The 21,262-nt window shown below is 67.5% G+C and carries 18 protein-coding genes; 9 read left to right on the top strand and 9 right to left on the bottom strand.

Features of this window, described 5'->3' with window-relative positions; all coding sequences use genetic code 11:
- Nucleotides 1-168: 168 nt before the first annotated feature.
- Nucleotides 169-1,689: a chromosomal replication initiator protein DnaA gene (dnaA, locus tag ACWDTI_RS04280; protein ID WP_449736789.1), complete on the bottom strand. Its 1,521-nt coding sequence runs from the start codon at nucleotides 1,687-1,689 to the stop codon at nucleotides 169-171.
- Nucleotides 1,690-2,257: 568 nt separating this feature from the next.
- On the opposite strand from dnaA, the gene rpmH reads away from it, so the two are divergent.
- The 9 genes from rpmH (at nucleotide 2,258) to ACWDTI_RS04235 (ending at nucleotide 9,235) form a co-directional block, all read left to right on the top strand.
- Nucleotides 2,258-2,401 (top strand): 50S ribosomal protein L34, encoded by a 144-nt coding sequence (gene rpmH / locus ACWDTI_RS04275; protein WP_006337454.1) that lies wholly within the window; start codon nucleotides 2,258-2,260, stop codon nucleotides 2,399-2,401.
- A 60-nt stretch (nucleotides 2,402-2,461) separates the two neighbouring features.
- Nucleotides 2,462-2,854: a ribonuclease P protein component gene (gene rnpA / locus ACWDTI_RS04270; RefSeq protein WP_449736788.1), complete on the top strand. Its 393-nt coding sequence runs from the start codon at nucleotides 2,462-2,464 to the stop codon at nucleotides 2,852-2,854.
- Complete coding sequence (gene yidD, locus ACWDTI_RS04265; RefSeq protein WP_449736787.1) at nucleotides 2,851-3,162, top strand: membrane protein insertion efficiency factor YidD; 312 nt, start codon at nucleotides 2,851-2,853, stop codon at nucleotides 3,160-3,162. The genes rnpA and yidD overlap by 4 nt, the downstream gene beginning before the upstream one ends.
- Nucleotides 3,163-3,165: 3 nt before the next feature.
- Entirely contained in the window at nucleotides 3,166-4,476 is a 1,311-nt protein-coding gene (yidC, locus tag ACWDTI_RS04260) for a membrane protein insertase YidC (protein ID WP_449736786.1), read from the top strand.
- A 52-nt stretch (nucleotides 4,477-4,528) separates the two neighbouring features.
- Nucleotides 4,529-5,191 (top strand): Jag family protein, encoded by a 663-nt coding sequence (locus ACWDTI_RS04255; RefSeq protein ID WP_449736785.1) that lies wholly within the window; start codon nucleotides 4,529-4,531, stop codon nucleotides 5,189-5,191.
- 155 nt (nucleotides 5,192-5,346) lie between these two features.
- A complete protein-coding gene (gene rsmG, locus ACWDTI_RS04250) occupies nucleotides 5,347-6,066 on the top strand; it encodes a 16S rRNA (guanine(527)-N(7))-methyltransferase RsmG (RefSeq protein ID WP_449736784.1) in 720 nt (239 codons plus the stop codon).
- Nucleotides 6,067-6,213: 147 nt separating this feature from the next.
- Nucleotides 6,214-7,158: a ParA family protein gene (locus tag ACWDTI_RS04245; protein WP_449736783.1), complete on the top strand. Its 945-nt coding sequence runs from the start codon at nucleotides 6,214-6,216 to the stop codon at nucleotides 7,156-7,158.
- A gap of 61 nt (nucleotides 7,159-7,219) precedes the next feature.
- Nucleotides 7,220-8,281 carry a ParB/RepB/Spo0J family partition protein gene (locus ACWDTI_RS04240; protein WP_449736782.1) on the top strand — a complete coding sequence of 354 codons (1,062 nt, stop codon included), beginning with the start codon at nucleotides 7,220-7,222 and terminating at the stop codon, nucleotides 8,279-8,281.
- A gap of 132 nt (nucleotides 8,282-8,413) precedes the next feature.
- Complete coding sequence (locus ACWDTI_RS04235; RefSeq protein WP_449736781.1) at nucleotides 8,414-9,235, top strand: hypothetical protein; 822 nt, start codon at nucleotides 8,414-8,416, stop codon at nucleotides 9,233-9,235.
- A gap of 55 nt (nucleotides 9,236-9,290) precedes the next feature.
- Here ACWDTI_RS04235 and ACWDTI_RS04230 read toward each other — a convergent pair whose 3' ends face one another.
- The 8 genes from ACWDTI_RS04230 to ACWDTI_RS04195 all read right to left on the bottom strand — a co-directional run bounded on the left by ACWDTI_RS04230 (nucleotide 9,291) and on the right by ACWDTI_RS04195 (nucleotide 21,119).
- Nucleotides 9,291-10,469 carry a peptidoglycan-binding protein gene (locus ACWDTI_RS04230; protein WP_449736780.1) on the bottom strand — a complete coding sequence of 393 codons (1,179 nt, stop codon included), beginning with the start codon at nucleotides 10,467-10,469 and terminating at the stop codon, nucleotides 9,291-9,293.
- Between the two features lie 153 nt (nucleotides 10,470-10,622).
- Nucleotides 10,623-10,961 (bottom strand): thioredoxin, encoded by a 339-nt coding sequence (gene trxA / locus ACWDTI_RS04225; RefSeq protein ID WP_449736779.1) that lies wholly within the window; start codon nucleotides 10,959-10,961, stop codon nucleotides 10,623-10,625.
- A gap of 58 nt (nucleotides 10,962-11,019) precedes the next feature.
- Entirely contained in the window at nucleotides 11,020-12,021 is a 1,002-nt protein-coding gene (gene trxB / locus ACWDTI_RS04220; protein ID WP_449736778.1) for a thioredoxin-disulfide reductase, read from the bottom strand.
- Between the two features lie 99 nt (nucleotides 12,022-12,120).
- Nucleotides 12,121-12,888, bottom strand: coding sequence for a hypothetical protein (locus ACWDTI_RS04215; protein WP_449736777.1), 768 nt, complete (start codon nucleotides 12,886-12,888; stop codon nucleotides 12,121-12,123).
- 165 nt (nucleotides 12,889-13,053) lie between these two features.
- A complete protein-coding gene (sigM, locus tag ACWDTI_RS04210) occupies nucleotides 13,054-13,614 on the bottom strand; it encodes an RNA polymerase sigma factor SigM (RefSeq protein WP_449736776.1) in 561 nt (186 codons plus the stop codon).
- 110 nt (nucleotides 13,615-13,724) lie between these two features.
- Complete coding sequence (murJ, locus tag ACWDTI_RS04205; RefSeq protein WP_449736775.1) at nucleotides 13,725-17,351, bottom strand: murein biosynthesis integral membrane protein MurJ; 3,627 nt, start codon at nucleotides 17,349-17,351, stop codon at nucleotides 13,725-13,727.
- Nucleotides 17,348-20,029 (bottom strand): DUF6049 family protein, encoded by a 2,682-nt coding sequence (locus tag ACWDTI_RS04200; RefSeq protein ID WP_449736774.1) that lies wholly within the window; start codon nucleotides 20,027-20,029, stop codon nucleotides 17,348-17,350. The genes murJ and ACWDTI_RS04200 overlap by 4 nt, the downstream gene beginning before the upstream one ends.
- Nucleotides 20,022-21,119, bottom strand: a complete 1,098-nt coding sequence (locus ACWDTI_RS04195) for an NUDIX hydrolase (protein WP_449736773.1) — start codon at nucleotides 21,117-21,119, stop codon at nucleotides 20,022-20,024. The genes ACWDTI_RS04200 and ACWDTI_RS04195 overlap by 8 nt, the downstream gene beginning before the upstream one ends.
- Nucleotides 21,120-21,262: the final 143 nt, after the last annotated feature.

The following is a 21,262-nucleotide window of genomic DNA, read 5'->3' as shown; positions in this document are numbered from 1 at the left end:
CAAGTTACTCACCGTTATCCCGAGGGTTATCCACATCGGTGGAGAACTGCTCCGGGTGTCAAGAAATGGGCGATCGGTGATCGCCAGGTTCCAGAAACCCTGGGGTGTGAGTTGAGACTTGGCCGACGGCGGGCGGGCTGAGGGCCATAGGGCCGTGACCCGGCGACGTCAGTTGGCGCGCTGTTTGATCCGCGCGGTCAATTCCTGGACGTGGTCGTAGACCTTGCGTCGCTCGGCCATCTCCTTGCGGATCTTGCGCTCGGCGTACATGACCGTGGTGTGGTCCCGATCGAACGTCTCACCGATCTTGGGCAGCGAGAGATCGGTCAGTTCCCGGCACAGATACATCGAGATCTGGCGGGCCTGCGCAATCGAGCGGGTCTTGCCGGGACCGCGGAGTTCCTCGACCGAGATGTCGAAGTATTCGGCGGTGATGGCCAGGATGCTCGCGGCACTGACCTCCAGGGTGCCGGAGTTGGGCAACAACGCCTGCAGCACCACCTCGGCGAGCGACTTGTCGAGCTCGGCATTGTTGAGCGAGGCGAACGCCGTGACGCGGATCAACGCGCCCTCGAGTTCACGAATGTTGCGTTCGATCTTGGAGGCGATGAGTTCGAGGACATCGTCGGGTACGGCGATGTTGTCCATCTGCGCCTTCTTGCGCAGGATGGCGATCCGGGTTTCCAGGTCCGGGGGCTGCACATCGGTGATCAGCCCCCACTCGAATCGTGTCCGGAGTCGATCTTCCAGTGTCGCAAGCTGCTTCGGCGGTCGGTCCGAAGAGACGACGATCTGCTTGGATGCGTTGTGCAGCGTGTTGAAGGTATGGAAGAACTCCTCCTGGATACCTTCCTTGCCGATCAGGAACTGGATGTCGTCGACGAGCAGGACATCGACGTCGCGGTAGCGCCGCTTGAAGGCGACGCGGCGGTCGTCGCGCAGCGAGTTGATGAAGTCGTTGGTGAACTCCTCGGTGGAGACGTACTTGACGCGCATCCCCGGGAACAGCCGCTGCGCGTAGTGCCCGGCCGCATGCAGGAGATGCGTTTTGCCGAGACCGGACTCACCCCAGATGAACAGCGGATTGTAGGCACGCGCGGGAGCCTCGGCGACGGCGACCGCCGACGCGTGGGCGAACCGGTTGGAGGCGCCGATGACGAAGGTGTCGAACGTGTACTTCGGGCTGAGGTTGGCGCTCGAGGCCGCCTGCCCGGCGGTCGGCCGTTCGGCGAAGTAGGTCGACCAGTCGGCGGTCTCCGGAGGGCCGCCGCGCCCGTCGAATCCGGTCGGTGGGGTGGCCGGCGTCGGGGTGATCGGGGCGTTCACGGTCGAGTTCACGAGCGGGATCACCGAGGGTTCGGGGATGGCGGTGCCCAGCGACGGCTCGGGAGCGGATTCCTCGGGTGGGGGCGTGGCGATCCGCACACCGAGATCTACCGGCTGTCCGAGGTGGCGGCTGAGCGCCGAACGAATGGTGTCGCGCAGATTGCGTTCGATCTGTTCCTGCACCAAGGGTGTCGGCACGGTGAGCAGCGCGAACCCCTCGGCCAGGGTCAGCGGCTGGACCAGGGAAAGCCAGGCCTTCTGCTGTCGGGTCAGCGGTTCGTGCTCGGTGGCCGCGGCGTCGTTGTTGAGTTCGGCGACGACCCGTTGCCACACCTCGCCGAACGAATCGCGATCAGACGTCACGGTTCCGTGCCCTCCTCCTCCTGGCGGTATCGCCGACCCAGGATCCCCAGTCCGGGCCCACGACCGGCGCCCGGGCATGAGCCCGGTGAAAAGAATCCCACGGGGTCGGCCTCGCCACGAGTTGTCCACATAAGTTGTCCACAGCTGTGTACAGATTAGGGGGTGACGTGATCACCCGGTTGCCCCGGAGTGGTTGGCGGAACCGTCTCTCGTCGACGAGCCGAGCTCACGACTGTGGGAGAAGCTAACAGAGTGCGCCCGGAACGAACAGTGGAATCGTCGGATTTGGGAGGTAGCGTCATCGGGGCCCCGGCGCACGCGGGCACGCCACGTGGTGGAACTCACACGAGCCGGTGATGGACAGGCGCTCGTTTGATTCTCTCGGTCGTACTCAGTAGTCTCGACTGGTCATCCAGGTTTCGGATTTGCGCGGTGGTTTCGGTGTGTCAGCCGGGAGCACCACGACCGACACGAGTTCGGCACCGGACCGGGATAAGCAGACCACCAGAAAATCGTGGTTCGCGCGTGCAGTCGGCGCGGAGCACGCGAGAGCTCGAAGGAGTCACCAATGGCCAAGGGAAAGCGGACTTTCCAGCCCAACAACCGCCGTCGTGCACGCGTTCACGGTTTCCGGTTGCGCATGCGCACCCGCGCCGGCCGTGCCATCGTCAACGGTCGTCGCAGCAAGGGCCGCGCAAAGCTCACGGCCTGAGCCGACAGCATCGTCACCGGCGGTGGGGGCTTCTGGACCCACTGCCGGTCGCTGGTTTCGATGGTGGCTGCAGCACATCGGATCTCTCGTGGATCCGACTTCAATCGCACTCTGAAGTCCGGCGTGCGGGTGTCGACACGTGATCTCGTGATCCACGCACTGCCGAATCCCGATCTCGTGACGGTTGGTGGACCGTGGCTCGGGTTGATCGTGAGCAAGTCGGTCGGCAACGCCGTCACCCGGCATCGCGTCGCGCGTCGACTCCGGGCCGCATTCGTGTCGTGTATCGGCGAGTTCCCCAGCACGCAGACTTTGATGGTCATCCGTGCGCGCCCGTCCGCGGCGCTGACGTCGTCGGCCGATCTTGCCGATCAGCTGTCCGGTGCCGTGCGGCATCGTCGTGTTCGAGAGCTGTTCTCCGGTGTCCCGGGCGGCGACCGGAGCGTCCGATGAGCGGTACCCGATCGGTGGCCGGATGGCTTCACCTTCTCCCCCGGCGCATCGTCATCTTCCTGATCGAGCTCTACCGCACGTGGGTGTCCCCCATGCGGTTGCCCAGCTGCCGATTCGAACCGACGTGCTCCGCCTACGCCGTCGAGGCCATCAGTCGACACGGGCTCATCTACGGCAGCGACCTCGCCATCATCCGGTTGCTCAAATGCGGCCCATGGCACAAACCTGGTTACGACCCGGTCCCCGAACGTGGGCTCCGGGAGCTTTTGCATTTCCGTGCGGTACCGACAGAGGTTAGGGGTAACTGACCCGTGCTCAACTTCATCTACTACCCGGTTTCCGGGATCATGTGGGTCTGGCATTGGTTGTTCGACTTCATCACGCCGAACACGCCGGGCGGCAACGGTATCGCCTGGGCGCTGTCGGTGGTGTTCCTGGTCTTCACGCTTCGCGCGTTGCTCTACAAGCCGTTCGTGAAGCAGATCCGCACCACGAAGAAGATGCAAGAGATCAACCCGCAGATGCAGGCGATCCGCAAGAAGTACGCCAAGGATCGCGTGAAGATGACCGAGGAGATGCAGAAGCTCCAGAAGGAGCACAACTTCAACCCGCTCCTGGGCTGTCTGCCGATGCTCCTGCAGGTTCCGGTGTTCATCGGCCTGTTCCATGTGCTGCGGTCGTTCAACCGGACCGCGACCGGAGTCGGCCAGCTCGGCATGTCTCCCGAGCAGACACGCGAGGTCCCGAACTACTTCTTCAGCGTCGAGCAGGTGCAGAACTTCCTCGACGCCCGTTTCTTCGGTGTGCCGCTGTCGTCCTACATCACCCAGCCGGTGGAACAGTGGAAGGCGTTCATCCCGTCGGGCAACCTGGCGGACATCGATTTCACCCGGATGAACATCATCGTGGTCGTCATCCCGATCATGATCATCGCGTCGATCGCGACGCACATGAACTCGCGCGCATCGGTGGCGCGCCAGCCGGCGGAGGCGCTGGAGAACCCGCAGACCCGGATGATGAACATGCTCTCGCTGTACATCTTCCCGCTGGGCATCCTGGTGACCGGTCCGTTCTTCCCGGTGGCCATCCTGCTGTACTGGGTCAGCAACAACGTCTGGACCTACGGGCAGCAGCACCTCGTCTTCGGTCGCATCGAACGCGAGGAAGAAGACGCCAAGCAGGCGAAGCTGGACAAGCAGAAGGCGAATGCGCCGAAGCCCGGCGCGCGTCCCGACCCCGAACGCAAGCTGGCGGCAACAGCCTCCGACTCGGATGCGGACGACGACGCGATCGCCGACACAGGTGCCGCGGCGGTATCGACAGCGTCCTCTCCCCTGCAGACCGTGCAGAACTGGTTCCGCCCCAACCGCGGTGCGGCGAAGGGCGTCGAGTCGAGCGGCGCGGACGCGCCGTCGACCGGCGACGACGAATCCACGGCGTCGGGCTCCGGTGCGTCGCCAGCGTCGGGCCCCGCCGCGACCGGGACGACAGAGAGTGGCTCCGGGGGCAACAAGCCCGCACCCGGGCAGAAGCCCGCCGGCGCCCGAACGGCCGCGAACAAGCAGCGGTCCGGAACCGGAAACCGACGCAAGAAGGGTGGTCGTCCTGGCGGTCGCCAGTGACACCCCCGCATCGAGACGTAGATCTTCAGAGGACAGTGAGGTGGAGTACCAGATGACAGCAGATACCACGGCCGACGACCGCGAACTCGACACGGAGACCGCCGAGACAGCTGAGGCGACCGAGGTGGCCGAGGTGACCGCAGAGGTGGCGACCGGGGAAGCGGCGGCTCCCGCCGATGTCGACGAGGTCGAGGACAGCGCGGATGACGAGTCCGACGACGAGTCCGACGATGGCGACGAGGTGGACGAAGAAGAGCGTCTGGTCGAAGAGGGCGAGATCGCCGGCGACTACCTCGAACAGCTTCTGGACGTGCTCGACTTCGACGGGGACATCGACCTCGACGTCGACGGCGACCGCGCGATCGTGAGCATCGATGGCGGTGACGATCTGGCGAAGCTGGTCGGTCGCAAGGGTGAGGTGCTCGACGCGTTGCAGGAACTGACCCGTCTGGCGGTGCAGCAGGCGACCGGCGACCGGAGTCGGCTGATGCTGGACATCGCTCGGTGGCGTGCCGATCGGCGCGACCGCCTCGCCCGTCTGGGGACCGAAGTGGCCCAGCGTGTGCGGGATTCGGGTGTGCGTGAAGCACTCGATCCGATGACGCCGTTCGAGCGCAAGATCGTGCACGACGCGGTGGCCGCCGTCGACGGCGTCGTCAGCGAGAGCGAGGGTGCCGAGCCCAAGCGCCGCGTCGTGGTTCTGCGCAGCAGCTGACACGCTCGTCCTAGAGCCCCGATAGAGTCCCGGCTGAGGCCGGGACTTTGTCGTTTCCGGGACAATGAATGACATGGGTGTAGTTCCGTGTCTGGCGGGCGGCGGAGAGTGTTTCACGTGAAACAGCGGCGCCCGCGTCAACTCGGGGATGGAGGATGTTTCACGTGAAACAGTCGAACGACGGCGAGGTCACTCCCCCGCCGGCCGAGGCCACTGCGATCTTCGGTGAACGGATCGGGGTGGCCCAGGGGTACCACGACGTGCTGGCGTCGGACGGGGTGCTACTCGGGCTGATCGGACCGCGCGAGGTTCCCCGACTCTGGGATCGGCACATACTCAACTGCGCGGTGATCGGAGAGGTCATCGAGAAGGGAGAGACGGTCATCGATATCGGTAGCGGAGCCGGACTGCCCGGTATACCGCTGGCGATCGCCCGGTCCGATCTTGTGGTCACTCTGATCGAGCCACTCCTGCGGCGCAGCGAATTCCTCGCCCGAGTGGTCGCCGATCTCGGCCTCGACGTGACCGTCGTACGTGGCCGGGCCGAGGAGAAGGCGGTGCGCGAGCAGGTTGATGTTGCGGATGTCGTGACCTCGCGTGCGGTGGCTCCGCTGGAACGCCTTGCCAAGTGGTCCGCACCGCTGGTTCGTCCGGGCGGCCGCATGATCGCGATCAAGGGGTCGACCGCGCAGGACGAGATCGACCGCGACACGGATGTAGTCGGGCGGAGCGGCATCTCCGGACTACGCGTCGCCCAATGCGGGTCGTCGATTCTCGAGGTCCCCACCACGGTTGTCGTCGGGACCAAGACGGCCGTCGATGGTGGGTCTGGACCGAGGAGAACTCGACCGGCGAAACGCCGAAGGAAAGGGTGAGTGGGATTGGTGTCACGTCGTGTGAGGGCGCACAATAGACGTCGTGCCGGTGATCGGGTGGGCCTCTTGCAAGCCGGTTCATCCGACGTCCATGTGGACGCACAGATCACCCAAGAACAAGATCCAGTCGGGCGAAGGAGTCCAAGCGTGGTCGATCAGGACCCGAGTGTTTCACGTGAAACAACCATCAGCGGTACCTCCCGCGCGACGAGTCCAGACTTCCACGACACCCCGATCGCTGCTGCTGCGGCTCGGGCCAGCCAGGTTCTGACACCCGGTGGTGCGGGTCGACTCCCCCGTCCGACGACAACACGCATCTTCACCGTCGCCAATCAGAAGGGTGGGGTCGGCAAGACGACCTCGGCCGTGAACCTGGCCGCCGGCCTCGCGTTGCACGGCCTCGGGGTACTCGTCATCGATCTCGATCCCCAGGGCAACGCCAGCACCGCGCTGGGCATCGATCACCGGGCACCGGGCATCGCGTCGGTCTACGAGTTGCTGCTCGGCGAGGTGACGCTCAAGGAGGCGGTCCAGAAGTCGCCCAGCAGTGACACCCTCTATTGCGTCCCCGCCACGCTCGATCTCGCCGGTGCCGAAATCGAGCTGGTGTCGCTCGTCGCCCGGGAGAACCGGCTGCGCAATGCGCTCGATGCGGGCACCCTCGACGAGCTCGGCATCGACTACGTGTTCATCGACTGCCCACCCTCGCTCGGGTTGTTGACGGTGAACGCGATGGTCGCGGCCAAGGAGGTGCTGATCCCGATCCAATGCGAGTACTACGCGCTCGAGGGTGTGGGTCAGTTGCTGCGCAACATCGAGTTGGTGCAGGCGCACCTCAATCCGGATCTACACGTGTCGACGATCGTGCTGACGATGTACGACGGCCGGACCAAGCTCGCCGACCAGGTCGCCGACGAGGTCCGACGACACTTCGCGGCGAAGGTGCTGACGACGATCATCCCCCGCAGCGTGAAGGTGTCCGAGGCACCCGGATACGGGATGACGATCATCGAGTACGACCCGGGCTCCCGCGGCGCCATGAGCTACCTCGACGCCGCCCGCGAGTTGGCGCTGCGCTCGGCCGCGCCCTGACCGCGGTGTCGGACGAGACGGATAGGATCCATAAGGTGTGCTCGACAGCGAGAGGACGTCAGTGAGTCAGCGAGATTCCGCGCAGCGTCGGGGAGGTCTGGGCCGCGGCCTGGCGGCCCTCATCCCCACCGGCCCACCCGACGGTGACAGCCCCAGCGGCCCACGACTCGGGGCCGCAGCCGCCGATGTCGTGATCGGGCGCGGGAACGGAAACACCGCAACCCTTCCCCCGGCCACCGCGATCACGGCGGTCGATGCATCGAACGGTTCGGCGACGGACACTCCGACCGTCGACGAGATGGGTGCCGTCTACCGCGAGATCCCGCCGGCCCAGATCCAACCGAACCCCCATCAGCCGCGCTCGGTCTTCGACGAGGACGCGATGGCCGAACTGGTGCACTCCATCACGGAGTTCGGACTGATGCAGCCGATCGTGGTCCGTCGGCTCGGCACCCCCACCGACGGTGGTGTCGGCTACCAGATCGTCATGGGCGAGCGGCGTTGGCGTGCGAGCCAAGAGGCCGGCCTCGACGCCATCCCGGCGATCGTCCGCGAGACTCCCGACGGCGACATGCTGCGCGACGCACTACTCGAGAACATTCACCGCGCACAGCTCAATCCGCTGGAAGAGGCGGCGGCATATCAGCAACTGCTCGAGGAGTTCGAGGTCACCCACGAGGAACTCGCCAACCGACTCGGTCGATCGCGTCCTCTGATCACGAACATGATCCGCCTGCTGAAGCTGCCGATCCCCGTGCAGCGGCGGGTGGCGGCGGGCGTGCTGTCCGCCGGTCATGCGCGCGCGCTGCTGTCGCTCGAGACGGGCAGCGATGCGCAGGAAGCCCTCGCCGCTCGCATCGTTGCCGAGGGCTTGTCGGTGCGGGCGACCGAAGAGGCGGTGACGCTGGCGAACCGAGGGGACGGAGATCTCACGCCGCAGTCCTCCCCCGCCAAACGCAAGCCGATGCTGATGCCCGGGCTGCAGGATGTGGCCGAACGGCTCTCGGACAGTCTGGACACGCGGGTCACCGTCAGCCTCGGCAAGCGCAAGGGCAAGATCGTCGTCGAGTTTGGCTCGGTGGAGGATCTGGAACGAATTGTGGGTGTGATCGACCCCGGGTGAAGGCACCAGGGCATTACGTCACAGTGACAGTTGATCAGCGAGGACCATGGTGAAATTCTTTAAGCGCTTGTCGCCCAACACTTTTGGATCTTCGGCTACCGAACGGGCAGAGCGGTGACAAACAAACTCGCCGTGACTCGTCTCGATCTCGAGTCATTCGAACAGCTGCCGAGCCACGTACGCCGCTGTGTCTTCTGGGAGGTTGATCCGGCGTCGATGTCGCGGGCGGCCGACGCCGCGATCTTCGGCGATCTCGGCGCGTTCGAAAGTGAGTTCGACAAGGAAGCGTGGATCTCCGGACTGCTCCTCGACTGGGGTACGTGCGGCCAGATGGCGATCGACGGCAACACAGGAAAGGTCGTGGGATCCGCGTTCTACGCACCACCCGGGCGCGTTCCACGGTCGCGCCTGTTCCCCACTTCCCCGGTGAGTGCCGATGCGGTGCTGGTGAGTTCGATCCGCACCGAACCCGGGTTCGACGAGGCGGCGCCGATCTTGCTCGACAGCGTCGTCGTCGATCTGGTCCGCCGTGGAGTGCGGGCCGTCGAGGCCTTCGGTATCGTGCGGCTTCCCGGCGAAGGCACCACCGGCGTCGCGGAACTCGGTGCGCTGGAATCCATGTCGAACGAGATGGGATCGTGGGCCGACGAGGCGATCGTGGAGATCACGCGAGGCGTGCGCGACAATCCACAGTCCGACCTGTGCACCGAGTGCATCATCGACGCCGACTTCCTCAAGGATTCCGGGTTCGACGTGGTGGCCTCCCATCCACGGTTCCCCCGCTTCCGGCTGGAACTCGACGAGGGTCTCGGCTGGAAGCACGAGGTCGAACACGCGCTGGAGAAACTGGTCGTGATGGCCGCCATCGATCTGGCCGGCCGGGAACGAGAGGCGGCGACGGTGCCGGTAGGACGTCGCCAGGCACCCACGAGTCGACAACGCGGGCGGGCCTGACGAAGCTCGGGCGCGGATCGCGTGCGCGTCCGAGGTGGTGCGGGAACGGGTTGGTCTATCCCGAAAGACGTTCTGCAGCAAGAAGATCCGCGAACGTGTAGGTTCCGGTCGGCCGGTCGTTCTCGCCGAGCAGATAAAGCCGTTTGACCGCAACAAGAATCGCCTCGGCGATGATGTCGCGGACCTGCGGGTCGCTCAGCAGCGCCCGGTCCCCCGAGTTGGTGATGTAGCCGACATCGAGTAGCGCAACCGGCATTCTGGTGAGCCGCAACATATCCCACGTACGTTCGTGGGTGCGGCAGTCGGTGAGGCTGGTGCGGGCGACGATCTCGCGCTGGATGAAGCCGGCGAGATTCCGGCCGATGGTGGAGAAGGAACCGTGCGAGTTGCCGAAGTAGAACGCGGCAACACCGTTCGCGCGTTCGTTGGGATAGTGACCGCAACGCAACGAGAGCACCAGATCGGCACCGGCCAGGTTGGCCACCCGCGCGCGGTCGTCGTCACTCGGTCGGCCGCGGCCATCGTGTGACAGGAAGGTCTCCATGCCGGCCGCGGCCATCCGGCCCTCGAGCCGGGCACCGAGATCCCAAAGGATCGCCGACTCGAGTTCGGCGTTCTCGTCGGTCGAGAACTCGTGGAGTCCGCCGGAGCCCGGGTCGATCAGGATCCGTTTGCCGGACAGCTGCGGCCCGGAGCGACGGACGTGTTCCTCTTCGCGAATGGCATGCGGTGAACCGCCGGTGACCCGGGTCCCGAGGCGGTCCAGCGATCGCAGCGTCGCCGGACCGCAGATGCCGTCGGCCGACAGACCGTACTCGCTCTGGTAGAGGCAGACCGCATTGTGGGTGGACTCCCCGAACATGCCGTCGACGAGATCGGTGTAGTACCCGAGGTTCTGCAGTCGGCCCTGCAATGTCGCGACGTCGTCACCGACCATGGTGGCCGAGAGCCGGTACAGCAGCACCCGGGTGCCGAGCTGGTAGGACGCCTCCCGCAGGGCGCGGTACGTGGCGGGACCGACGATGCCGTCGACGATGAGCCCCCGCTCCTGCTGGAACGCGCGTACGGCGTGGTCGCAGTCGTCGTCGAACACCGCCTCCGGCGGGGTCCAACCGTTACCGACCCCGACGAGCCCGTCGGGTGACGGATTCGCGGCCAGCAGCCCCCGGGAGACAAGTATGTTCCGGATTTCGGCGACCGCTGAACCGGTATCTCCCAGGCGGAACAACGGCATCAGCAACTCCTCAGACAGGCGGTGCGGTGGCAGCCCTCAGGTCGGGCCACACCGCCGCAAACACCCGCATTCTTTCAGGTCCGGGCGAACACGCCAAACGACGACACCGCCGGGTGTCGGGCCACGGCGAGTCGTCGCAGGTGGAACGGCTGATCAGGCAGGCGACCCGACGACCGACTCGAGCTCGCGCAGCAGGGCGGCCTTGCCCTTGGCGCCGACGATGGTCTTGCTCGGCTTGCCGTGTTCGAACAGGATCATGGTCGGGATCGACATGATCTGGAAGTCGCGGGCGGTGGCCGGGTTCGCGTCGACGTCGACCTTGGCGACCGTCAGCTTGTCACCGTGATCGCGCGCGATCTCCTCGAGCACCGGCGCGACCATCCGGCACGGGCCGCACCAGGTGGCCCAGAAATCGACCAGTACCGGCTTGTCGGAGCCGAGAACCTGGTCGGCGAAGGTGGCGTCGGTAACGGCGACGGTGTTTGCTCCCATCAGGGTGTCCTCCTTGTGGACGTGATTCGTGGGTGGGGTGGTTCGGCGGTGGTGCGGATCACGCACCGGCGGGGGCGTCGACGACCACCAGATCGCCCTCGAGTGGCATGAGGTCGACGACGCCCTGGTCGGCGAGCCAACGCTCGGCATCGATGGAGGCCGCACATCCGCTGCCTGCGGCGGTGATCGCTTGGCGGTAGGTGTGGTCGACCAGATCGCCGGCCGCGAACACACCGGGCAGTGACGTATAGGTGGTCCGGCCCTGCACCAGTACGTAGCCGTCCTCGTCGAGATCGATCTGACCCCGGACGAGTTCGCTGCGCGGATCGTGCCCGACTGCGACGAACATCCCGGTGACGTCGAGCGTGCTGACCTCGCCGGTGATGGTGTCGGTGACCTGCAGTCCGGTGACCGACGTGTCCCCGATGACCCCGGTCACCGCGGCGTTGGTGAGGAAGCGGATTTTGTCGTTGGCACGCGCCCGCTCGAGCATGATCTTCGACGCACGGAACTCCTCACGCCGGTGGATGAGGGTGACGCTGCGTGCGAACTTGGTGAGGAAGGTCGCTTCCTCCATGGCCGAGTCGCCGCCGCCGATCACCGCGATGTCCTGGTCCTTGAAGAAGAACCCGTCGCAGGTGGCGCAGGCAGAGACGCCGCGACCGAGCAGGGTCTGCTCGCCGTCGACGCCGAGGTAGCGGGCTGCGGCACCCATGGCGAGGATCACCGCGCGGGCACGGTGTACCTCTCCCCCGGCCTCGACCTCCTTGATGTCGCCGGTGAGGCGAACCGTGTCGACATCCTCCATCCGGAGATCGGCGCCGAATCGGATGGCCTGTTCGCGCATCTCGTCCATCAGCGCGGGACCCTGGATGCCGTTCTGGAACCCGGGGAAGTTCTCCACCTCGGTGGTGGTCATCAGGGCACCGCCGAACTGCGTGCCCTCGAAAACGATCGGTGACAGCTCCGCGCGCGCCGCATACACGGCCGCGGTGTACCCGGCCGGTCCGGATCCGATGATGATCAGATCGTGAATCTGCTGGCTGTCTGGCTGGGTCATCCGTCCTCCGTGATGCTGTCGAGCGTGTCCGGGTGTCTCAACATCAGGGTAGAGGTAGATGTTCCCTGGTGACCGTGCGGCAGCGTCGGCGGCGCACGGCTAGCCGCCGATCTGCATGCGGTTGATCAGCAAGGGATGATTCGTCGTGCACTCCGGCGCCACGACCAGTGCGTCGATCAATCCGGCGACGCCAGTGGCGAGCAGGATCACCACCGCCTCCCGGCCGTCCAGGGTGACCGGACCCGATCCGAGTACGACGGTATGGGTGGGCACACCGTTGGCCGCGGTGCAGCGGCGCAGCGCCGCCTCGGAGCCGAAGGGCGCGAAGTCCTTGTGGCCCAGGACAGAGAGCAGTGAGGCGCGCTCGGCTGCCGGCACGGTCTTCGTGGCCGTGGGCTGATGTTGGGCCTCGACGGGCGTGACCGGCTGCGGGGATCTCCCGACCCCCACGGTGATCGCGACCACCGCCGCGATCGACGCGGCCACCGCCGCGCCACCGACGGCGAGCCACCGGCCTCGGCGTGCGCGCTGTTGACGTGCGGATTCGAGATGGGTGACGGTTCCGGCACCGCGGTCGAGCACTTCGGCGCGGATGTGGGCGAGGGTTTTCGCGGTGCGATCGGTGACCGCGGGTGGCACCGTGCGGGATGGGACCGGTGCGGACCGGACCTGGGCGACCGCGTGGTCGAGCGCGGCGAGGACGGATCGAGCGTTGTCGTCCTCATCGAGGTGGGCCCGAACATGATCGGCGACATCGGCGGGCAGGACATCGGCGTGTAGGTCCGCGATCAGCTCCACCGAGAACGGCGGCGCAGGGTAGTCGGCAGCGGCGCCCCGGCGATCTGTGCCATTGTCGGGCGGACCCATCGCGCTCCTCTCCCCCACCTCGGTTGTCGGTTGTGTCTGAGCGGCTCACTCGAGTATCGGCGACGACCGGTGTGGCAATCATTTCTGTTGTTCTGGCAATAGGACGCACCGGGTCCCGGTCCGGTTCCCGTGCATTCGGTCAACCGACATCGGGTCCCGGGTGAGTCAGCGCTCACGCAGGTGTCCGAGGATTTCGGCCAGCCGAACCCTCCCCCGCGAACACCGGCTCTTGACGGTACCGACGGGGATGCCGAGACGCTCGGCCGCCTCCGAAACCGAGTAGCCCTCGACGTCGACGGCGATGATCACCGCCCGCTGATCCGGTGGCAGGGCGTCGAGTGCCCGGCCGATCGACACGGACAGATCGACCGCGGCCATGTGATCGCGCTCGTCGGCGAACGACGAAACGTCGTGTTCCGGGAACGGCACCGTGGTTCGGGACCGATTACGCCGGATCCGGTCCAGGCAGGCATTGACCACGATGCGGTGCAGCCAGCTGGTGACCTTGGCGTCGGAGCGGAATCGGTCGGCCATCCGGTGTGCGTTGAGCAATGCATCCTGCAGGGCATCCGCCGCGTCGTCGGGGTTCTCGGTGGTGCGGCACGCGAGTGACCAGAGATACGTGTGATGTCGTGTGATGAGAATCGCAAACGCGTCGGGGTCGCCGTGCACATGCGCACGCAGCAAGTCTTCGTCGCTGCGGACATCGACGCTCCCCCGAGTCATGATCCGACATTAAATGATGCGATCAGCAATTGGCCAACTGACCTGCACCGTTATCCACAGAAAATGGCAAACATCAGGGGTTGGGGATGAGTCGGCAGACCGGTGGGTGGTCAGTCCGTCATGCTGATCTGACTGATCTGGGCCTGATAGGCGCCGGTCGCGGTCTGCGGCAGCGAGGTCAGCCACACCATGACGTACGGTGCCGGCTGCGGATCGTCGATCGTCAGCGTTGTCGACGGCGACGACACGGTGCCCGACGCGATCTCCGTGGTGTCGGCGAACGTCGGGTTCGCCGTCTGTGCAGCGCGGATGGACACGGTGAAACCGGGCGTCGGCGACTTGATGGTGACGGTCTTCACCGACGTGGTGCCACCCAGGTTGAACATCAGGCCGAGGCCGTCCTTGAGGCCGCCGAAATCGGGCGACCCGCGGTACAGGTCGGTGCTCCACGCGGGTGCCGCCCCGGTGATGACGTTGGAGAGGTTCGCCGAACTGTCCGGCGGCTGGCCGGAGAAGTCGAGCAGCGTCACGCCTTGCAGGGCGATCGGACCGGAGGTGGGCGCCGCCGGAGCGCCGGGCGACGCCGGTGCCGACGAAGTGGGGATGATCGCGTCGATGTCCGACGAGTCGCCGTCGCCGCCGAACAGGTTGGTCGCCCAGATCACCAGGGCGAGCACCACGAACAGCGTCAGCAATCCGGCACCGATGAGCAGTGCGATGTTGCGCCGGGCAGGCCCGGTGTTCTGGGGCGTCGTGGCCAACATGGCGACCGGCGGCTCGTCGCCGATCACCGGCAACATGTCCGTCGGCAGGTCGACGACGGTGGCCTGGTCGAGAACGTGCTGCACCGTGGCTGCGGTGCGGATTCCCCCGGTCCCGGCCAGCGCACGCGCGGCGACCGCGGAGATCTCGAACGGGATCTCGGGACGTGCGGTCCGTGGCTCGATGGGCATCCCGTCGTCGCCGGGGTCGGCGATGGCCAGTCCCCCGACGGGTGTGGTGGTGTCGGCGGTGGTGACGAGGTCGGAGCCGGTGGCAGGGTCGAGCGGCCAACGATCGAGCAGGAGCGCGTAGAGCACCGCGCCGAGACCGCGGACGTCGGAGGACTTGTCGTCGCCGGCCAAGGTGCCGGGGAACGCGAGTACCGCGTTGCCGTCGGTGCTGATCCGGATGCGATCGGGATGATCGATGGACAGCGAACCGCCGGACCGGTGGGTGGCTTCGGCGGCGGCGGCCAGGGCACGCACCGCGCGGGCGGCACCGATCGGCGACGGTCCGGAACGGGCGACATCGGCCAGTGAGGACCCGGGCACCCACTCGGACACGACGATGCCGCCGGAGGAACCGCGGACCACGTCGAGCACGCGGGCGACCCCCGAGGAGGCGATCTGACCGAGCCGCAAGGTCCGCGACAACACCGCCTGGGGTCCCTCACCGGACGACTTGGCGGGCTCGTCGCGGCGCGGAGGCGGCGCGGCCTGCTCGGCGTCGACGAAGGTGAGTGCGACCTCGCGGTCAAGGTTCGTGTCGAGGGCGCGCCAGAACTGCAGTCCGCGGGTGCCGCCGTGATGATCGAGCAGGCGGTAGCGGCCGCCGGCGACGGCGGCGCCGGGCACGGGTCGCGGCCCGCGAGGGCGCGGCGGTCGTGGGCGGTCCGGCGTCGATGTGGCCGATGTCACGCCGAAGTTGTCGGATTTGTCTGGGCCGGACGGCTTTTCGGTGACGGGTTGGGCCTCTGGGGTGATGGAGTCCGACTGCAGCCCGCGGCGGATCCCGGTGTCCTGCGGGGTCCGAATCTCACGCGTGGTACCTGTCTCTGTGTCGCTCACGCGTCGGGCTCCTCTCCTGCGATAGCGCATGTCCTGGGGCGAAAGCACCCGCGCTTCACCGCCGCCGGTTGGTCCGGCGGCCCCACCCGTGTGGACCGAATATGACTGCCACGTGGCTGTGCCCCGGTCGAATCGCCGGAGCACCTGTACCTGACCAGAGTACGGGAGCGACTCGTCGGCGTTGATCCGTGGAAACTGAACCGTGATGCTCGGTGTCGATTCCGTTACCGGATTCTCAGCCGGGGCCAAGGCGGGAATGAAGCGACCGAGCATGCGGCGCACCGACATTCCGATCGACACCACGTCGGGCACGCGTGCCGCGGCGAGGCCGGCATAGGTCACGCCGAGCATCACCACAGCCGTCAACATCAAGTAGACGATCGACCCCAGCTTGCCCGCTTCGGTGACCAGCCGATGCATGCCGGACACGTTCGCGATCACCCACACGACGGCACCCACGCCGACCGAGATGCCGATGGTCACGACGGTGGTCCGGGTGACGTCGGTCAGGTGCACATCGCCGAGTCGGCGGCGCAGCAGATAGTGACCGACGATCGCTCCGACGAGATAGCCCAGCCCGTTCGACAGCGCGAGCCAGCGCACGATGAGTTCCGGGTCGGAGAAGAGCACCGGACCGAGGCACGAGGACGCGACCTTGACGACGGTGATGCCGAGCACCATGAACGTCGGTGTCCACGCGTCCTCACGGGCGTAGAACACCCGCAGTTGCACGAGGGTCATGGCGTAGGGGATGAGCGTGAACGCACCCCAGGCCAGGACCGAACCGAGTTGGGCCGCGGTGTGGGCGTCGAAGCGGCCGAAGTTGAACACCGCGACACCGATCGCCGGCCCGAAGAAGGTCATGTAGGCGACGACGGGCACCAGCGCGACCATCGTGAGCCGGGTGGCCAGCGAGAGGTCGTCGACGACGGCGCGATGATCGTCGGCCGCGGCGTTGCGCGACAGCCTCGGCATGATCGCGGTGAGGATGGTGACACCCAGCACGCCGTAGGGGAGTTGCAGCAGCTGCCAGTGCGTCGCGTAGACGCTGATGCCCGCGGCGCTGGCCTGGGCCGCGATGCGGTAGGTGATGATCAGGCCCACCTGCAGGATGGCCACGTACAGCACGATGGCGACGGCCATGGTGCCGAAACGCCGCAGCCGTGCGTCGATGCCCCATTGCAGCCGCAGCCGGACGCCGGCCCGGCGCAGCCACGGCACCAGGATCATGGCCTGCACCACCACGCCGAGCGTGGTGCCGATGCCGAGGACGAGCAGCTGTGGGTCGGTCATCCGCACCGGGTTGAGGGTGATCTCGCCGGGCATCACCGCGTACAGGACCAGCGTCGCGATCTGGACGAAGTTGTTCAGGACCGGCGCCCAGGCGCCCGGCTTGAAGTAGCCCTTGACGTTCAGGATCGCCATGAACAGCGCGGATAACCCGTAGAACAGGATCTCCGGTAGCAGCAGGTAGGCGAGGGCGGTCGTCAGGTCCCGGTTGACGTCGCCGTCGCCGACGTTCAGGTAGGTCAGCAGCGGGGCCGCGATCAGTGCGATCACCGTGGCGGCCCCGAGCGTCACCACCGCGAGCGTGAAGATCCGGTTCATGAAACCGCGGCCGCCGTCGGGATCCTCGGCCTCCGCGCGCACGAGGACGGGGATGACGATCGCGGTGAGCACCGCGCCCAGCACGACCTCGGCGATCATGTTCGGCAGCACGTAGGCCGCCTGGAAGGCGGAGGCGATCGCGGGGCCGAGCATCGCCAGGACCAGCACCGTTCGGATGAACCCGGTGATCCGGCTCGTCAGGGTGGCGATCGCTATCGAGCCGCTGGTCCGCAGCACGCTCGAATCCGAGGCGGATCCCGAGTCACCGGCGGGTCGGGTCGATGATGTGGTCTCGCTCATGGATTGTCTCGATCGGTCGGGTGTGGCGGGTCGGGTGGCACCTCGGGGTGGGTGGGTTGGTGTGCGGCTTCGTGCTGCAGGGTTCGTCGTCGCTGTTGGTAGGTGGTGCGGGCCAGCAGTCGATCGTGCTCGTCGGGATCCGGGCGGTCCTCGTCGGCGGGATCCGGCTGCCCACGGAAGCGATGCCACAGACGCCGGGCGGTCAGGGCCACCAGGGCCACCGCCGCGGCGATGGTGATCCAGAACAGCGGTTTCCCGTAGGCGTTGGCGTTCACCGACAGCCGGATCGGGGTGCCCACCGGCAGCCCGCTGGACGTGGTCAGGGAGATCGTCACCGACATGGCCTCCGACGTGTCGGCGCGGGTCGGCAGTTGGATCTGGCGGGTGCCGCGGGCCGGGATCTCGATGACCCCGACGTCGCCGACCTCGAGTTCCGGGGGTGCGGTGACCGTCATCCGGACCCGGATGGGCAGGGCGAGATCGTTGCGGACCACCAACAGCAGCGGACTGCGCTCGGAGGCGAGCGTGTAGCGGCCGCCCGGGTCGAGGATGGACACCGAATTGAGCATGCGTTGCAGGGTGGATTCCACCGCGGCGACCCGCTCATGGCGTTGGGTGAGGAGATCCGCGCGCAAGTCGGCGGACGCGGTGTCCGGGGTGCGCAGCGCGCGCAGGATGTCCTCCCGCAGCGGTGCCATGTACCGCTCGGGGGTGGCTGCGACGTCGGCCGAACGCATCAGCGACGCCTGCAGCTGCCAGGTCTGTCCCACCCGGGTCCGCATCGTCGTCGCGGTGGCGGGGTCGACGGCCATCCCCGCGGTGGTCAGCGGGTCGACGCCGGGCGGGGCGATGAAGCGGGCGGACGCGGTGGCCCGACCGAGGTCGCGGACGAGGTCGGACAGCGATACGGCGCTCGCCGCGCCGGATTCCAGCAGCACCGTGGCGGTACTGATCAGGGCGTCGGCGTCGTCGGCGGTCGGCGACCAGTACGTGGGAGGCATGATGAATTCGCTGCGGCCGGTGATCGGCTGCGGGGTGGCTGCCTCGCCGCCGCCGACCGGTTCCGGTGCGCCGATCGCCGGATAGGCGAGCGCCCCGACGGCGGCCTGGCGGCGGACGACCGCGGACTGCCCGGCGAACGACACCTGCTGGTCGTCGGGAGTCAGCGCCGGCGTCGTCGGGTGCTCGCCCAGGCCACCGAGCGCGGCCGTGACGGGCTGATCCATCGTCTGGAGGTGCAGGTCACCGACTCGATAGCGGCCCGCGGCGTCCGGTCGCGTCGCCGCGACGGCACTCGACGAGGTCACCGCGTCGCCCACCGACACCGAGTCGAGCACCCCCGCGCCGGTGGTGTCGATCGCGCCGAGGGCGGGGATGGTGATGCCGCGGATACTGCGCACCCCGAGGATGGTGTCGACGATGTCCGACGGGCCGGTGAGTGCGGCGCCGGACAGTCCGACGTCGTCGACCCGGGACAGCGAGGTCAGATCGGCCTGGGCGAACGGCAACGCGACCACGCACATCCGCGCGGCCAGCTGCTGCAACTCGGTGAGCCACTGCAGCGCCGGCGCCTGCCCGGTACCCGGGGTGGTCGGACCCGTCGGGTCGTAGGGGTCGGTGGACACGACGTAGCCGAGCGACATGGCGCGCACCGTCACCAGCAGGTCCGGGTCGATGCCCAGGCACATGCTCTGCTGGAGTTTCGACGGCGGCCGCGCCGGCGTCGATTGGTCGCCTGTGGTGCCGCTCTCGGTGGGCTCACCGGGCGGGGCTTGCCCGGCCGACTGGTCGGCGCTGCCGGTGGCCGCCCCCGAGGTGGCGGCGTCGCCGGTATCCCCATCGGTCTGGCCGGCGACGGACCGTGCCACCTCGAGCAGGGTGTGCAGTCGGCCACCGGGGCTCAGCGATTCGGCGAGTTGCTCGCCGGTGAGCCGGACGGGTTCGGTGCGACCGCCGAGGACCCCCGGCGTCAGCTGGGGGGGTGCGGCCAGCGGCCAGATCATCGTCAGCCGTGCCGGACTCGACAGGTTCGCCGACACCGAGCCGTCGGGGCCGAGATGGGTGTCGTTGTCGTCGTCACCGGTCGGGCTGACGTATTGATCGGCGCGTGCGCGGTCCGGGGGGAGTGAGAGGACCGGCAGCAGGGTGCGGGATTCGGCGAGTTTCGCCGGATTGCCGTAGTCGGGCAGGCCATTGACGTTGATCTGCAGCGGGTAGACACCGACCTGTTGGATGCCGAGTCCGTCGTTGCCGGAGAGCGTGGCCGTCACGCGGATGGGGACCGATGCGCCGGTGCGCAGTTCGTCGGCGACCGGCCGGAACGGGGTGGCCACCGACACCGGCGTCGGGGTCACCGCGAGACTGCTGCGTAACCCGGCGGCATCGGTGACCGGGTCACCGCGTTCGAGTCGGATCGTCAGGTCGTGCAGTGTGCGGTCACCGACGTTGGTGAGCTGCCCGGTCACCGTCACCACCGGGCCCCCGCTGCTGGTCACGAGTGACGGGGTGATCGAGTCGACCGACAACCGCAGGAAGGGTGTCGTCGACGAAGTCGAGTCGACCGGGTCTCCGGCGGCGACCGCGGGTGATGCACCCAGCACGACGAGGAATACGGAGGCGAGGATGAGCGTGAGGCGCCAGAGGAGTGGACTCCGCGAGCCGGAAGGCGCCTCAGGCATCGCCGCCGGACGACCGTCGGGGTCGTCGACGCCGGCGCCGGGACCGCGCCGGGGGCGGCGGCTCGTTCCGGCGCTGATTGCGTGCGGCTGCGGCTCTCTCATAGGCGTTGGGTTCGGTGCGAATGCTCTCGGCCTCGGACTGGGCCAACCTGTTCGGGTCGGCGGCGAGATCGGCGATCACGCCGCGGGCCATCCGGGCCAGTCGCCGCTCGTCAGAGTACGTGAGCCGACGGGGCAGCTCGTGCAACGGCACCCACGCCACCTCGCTGACCTCGTAGTCCGCGTCCGACAGTTCGCCGCCGGTGCTGCGCAGCAGGTAGTGGTGGACGGTCTTGTGGATCCGCCGGCCCTCACTGACGAACCAGTAGTCGATCTTCCCGAGCGGCGCGACGACCGTACCCTCGATGCCGGTCTCCTCGGCGACCTCCCGGATCGCGGTCTGCTCGGCCGTTTCCCCGGTTTCGATATGGCCTTTCGGCAGCGACCACATCATCCGGCCCCGACGATCCATCCGGCCGATCAGCGCCGCGGCCAACTCTTCGACGGGGAGGTCCAGATCGGAGATCACCAGACCGCCGGCCGACGTCTCGCGGACGGTTCGCAGCTTCTCGGGCGGACGTTCGGGGCGGCCGTTGCGTCGACGGGTCTTGTTCTTGCCGCCGCCGGACGGACTGTCGGCCCCGACCGCATGGGTGAGGCCGGTCTTGGTGATCTTCGCGGTCACCGCCACCAGATCCGACGGCTTCGGTGGCGAGACGCGGGTGTGGGTGGGGCGGGGCTCGTCATCGACCGGTGCGGGTTCCGGGGTGGTGGTGCGGCCGGCGACCGGTCCCGGTTTGGGCGGGGGGTCGCAACGTTCGACCGGGGCGGCGGTGTCGGCGGGGACCGCGCGACGTCCGCGTCGGCGACGTCCGCGTCGTCCCCGGTGACCAGGCGCGTTCGCGTCGTCGTCGGTGCCCTCGGTCGGGGCGTGGGAATGCCGTGCGGCGGCCGCGAGATCGGCCGGCGTCACCCGTGCCGATCGACCGCATTCACCCACCGTGACGTCGGAGGAGACGTCAGAAGGGTCGGTGGACGGATCGGCGGACACGCCTCCGATGCTAGCCGTTGGTCACCTGCTGTTTGCCTGGATGGGCCGTGGGCGGTGCGCGGTGTCCGCCCGGACGGGCGCGCGACGCGGTCCGGGCGATAGGCTGTCATGCCGTGACCGACCCCGAGCGCCGCACCCGCCTG

The sequence above is a fragment of the Gordonia sp. NPDC003424 genome (genome assembly GCF_053588655.1).
The sequence above is the reverse complement of the archived record's forward strand: the minus strand, read 5'-3'. Positions and strand labels throughout refer to the sequence as shown.

Bases quoted from the DNA above. Each gene is read 5' to 3' on its own strand.
- ACWDTI_RS04200 (WP_449736774.1), bottom strand. From the start codon at position 20,029: ATGCCTGAGGCGCCTTCCGGCTCGCGGAGTCCACTCCTCTGGCGCCTC.
- sigM (WP_449736776.1), bottom strand. From the start codon at position 13,614: ATGACTCGGGGGAGCGTCGATGTCCGCAGCGACGAAGACTTGCTGCGT.
- trxA (WP_449736779.1), bottom strand. From the start codon at position 10,961: ATGGGAGCAAACACCGTCGCCGTTACCGACGCCACCTTCGCCGACCAG.
- rsmG (WP_449736784.1), top strand. From the start codon at position 5,347: ATGTTTCACGTGAAACAGTCGAACGACGGCGAGGTCACTCCCCCGCCG.
- yidD (WP_449736787.1), top strand. From the start codon at position 2,851: ATGAGCGGTACCCGATCGGTGGCCGGATGGCTTCACCTTCTCCCCCGG.
- ACWDTI_RS04230 (WP_449736780.1), bottom strand. From the start codon at position 10,469: ATGCCGTTGTTCCGCCTGGGAGATACCGGTTCAGCGGTCGCCGAAATC.
- murJ (WP_449736775.1), bottom strand. From the start codon at position 17,351: ATGAGCGAGACCACATCATCGACCCGACCCGCCGGTGACTCGGGATCC.
- ACWDTI_RS04255 (WP_449736785.1), top strand. From the start codon at position 4,529: ATGACAGCAGATACCACGGCCGACGACCGCGAACTCGACACGGAGACC.
- rnpA (WP_449736788.1), top strand. From the start codon at position 2,462: ATGGTGGCTGCAGCACATCGGATCTCTCGTGGATCCGACTTCAATCGC.
- rpmH (WP_006337454.1), top strand. From the start codon at position 2,258: ATGGCCAAGGGAAAGCGGACTTTCCAGCCCAACAACCGCCGTCGTGCA.
- ACWDTI_RS04215 (WP_449736777.1), bottom strand. From the start codon at position 12,888: ATGGGTCCGCCCGACAATGGCACAGATCGCCGGGGCGCCGCTGCCGAC.
- trxB (WP_449736778.1), bottom strand. From the start codon at position 12,021: ATGACCCAGCCAGACAGCCAGCAGATTCACGATCTGATCATCATCGGA.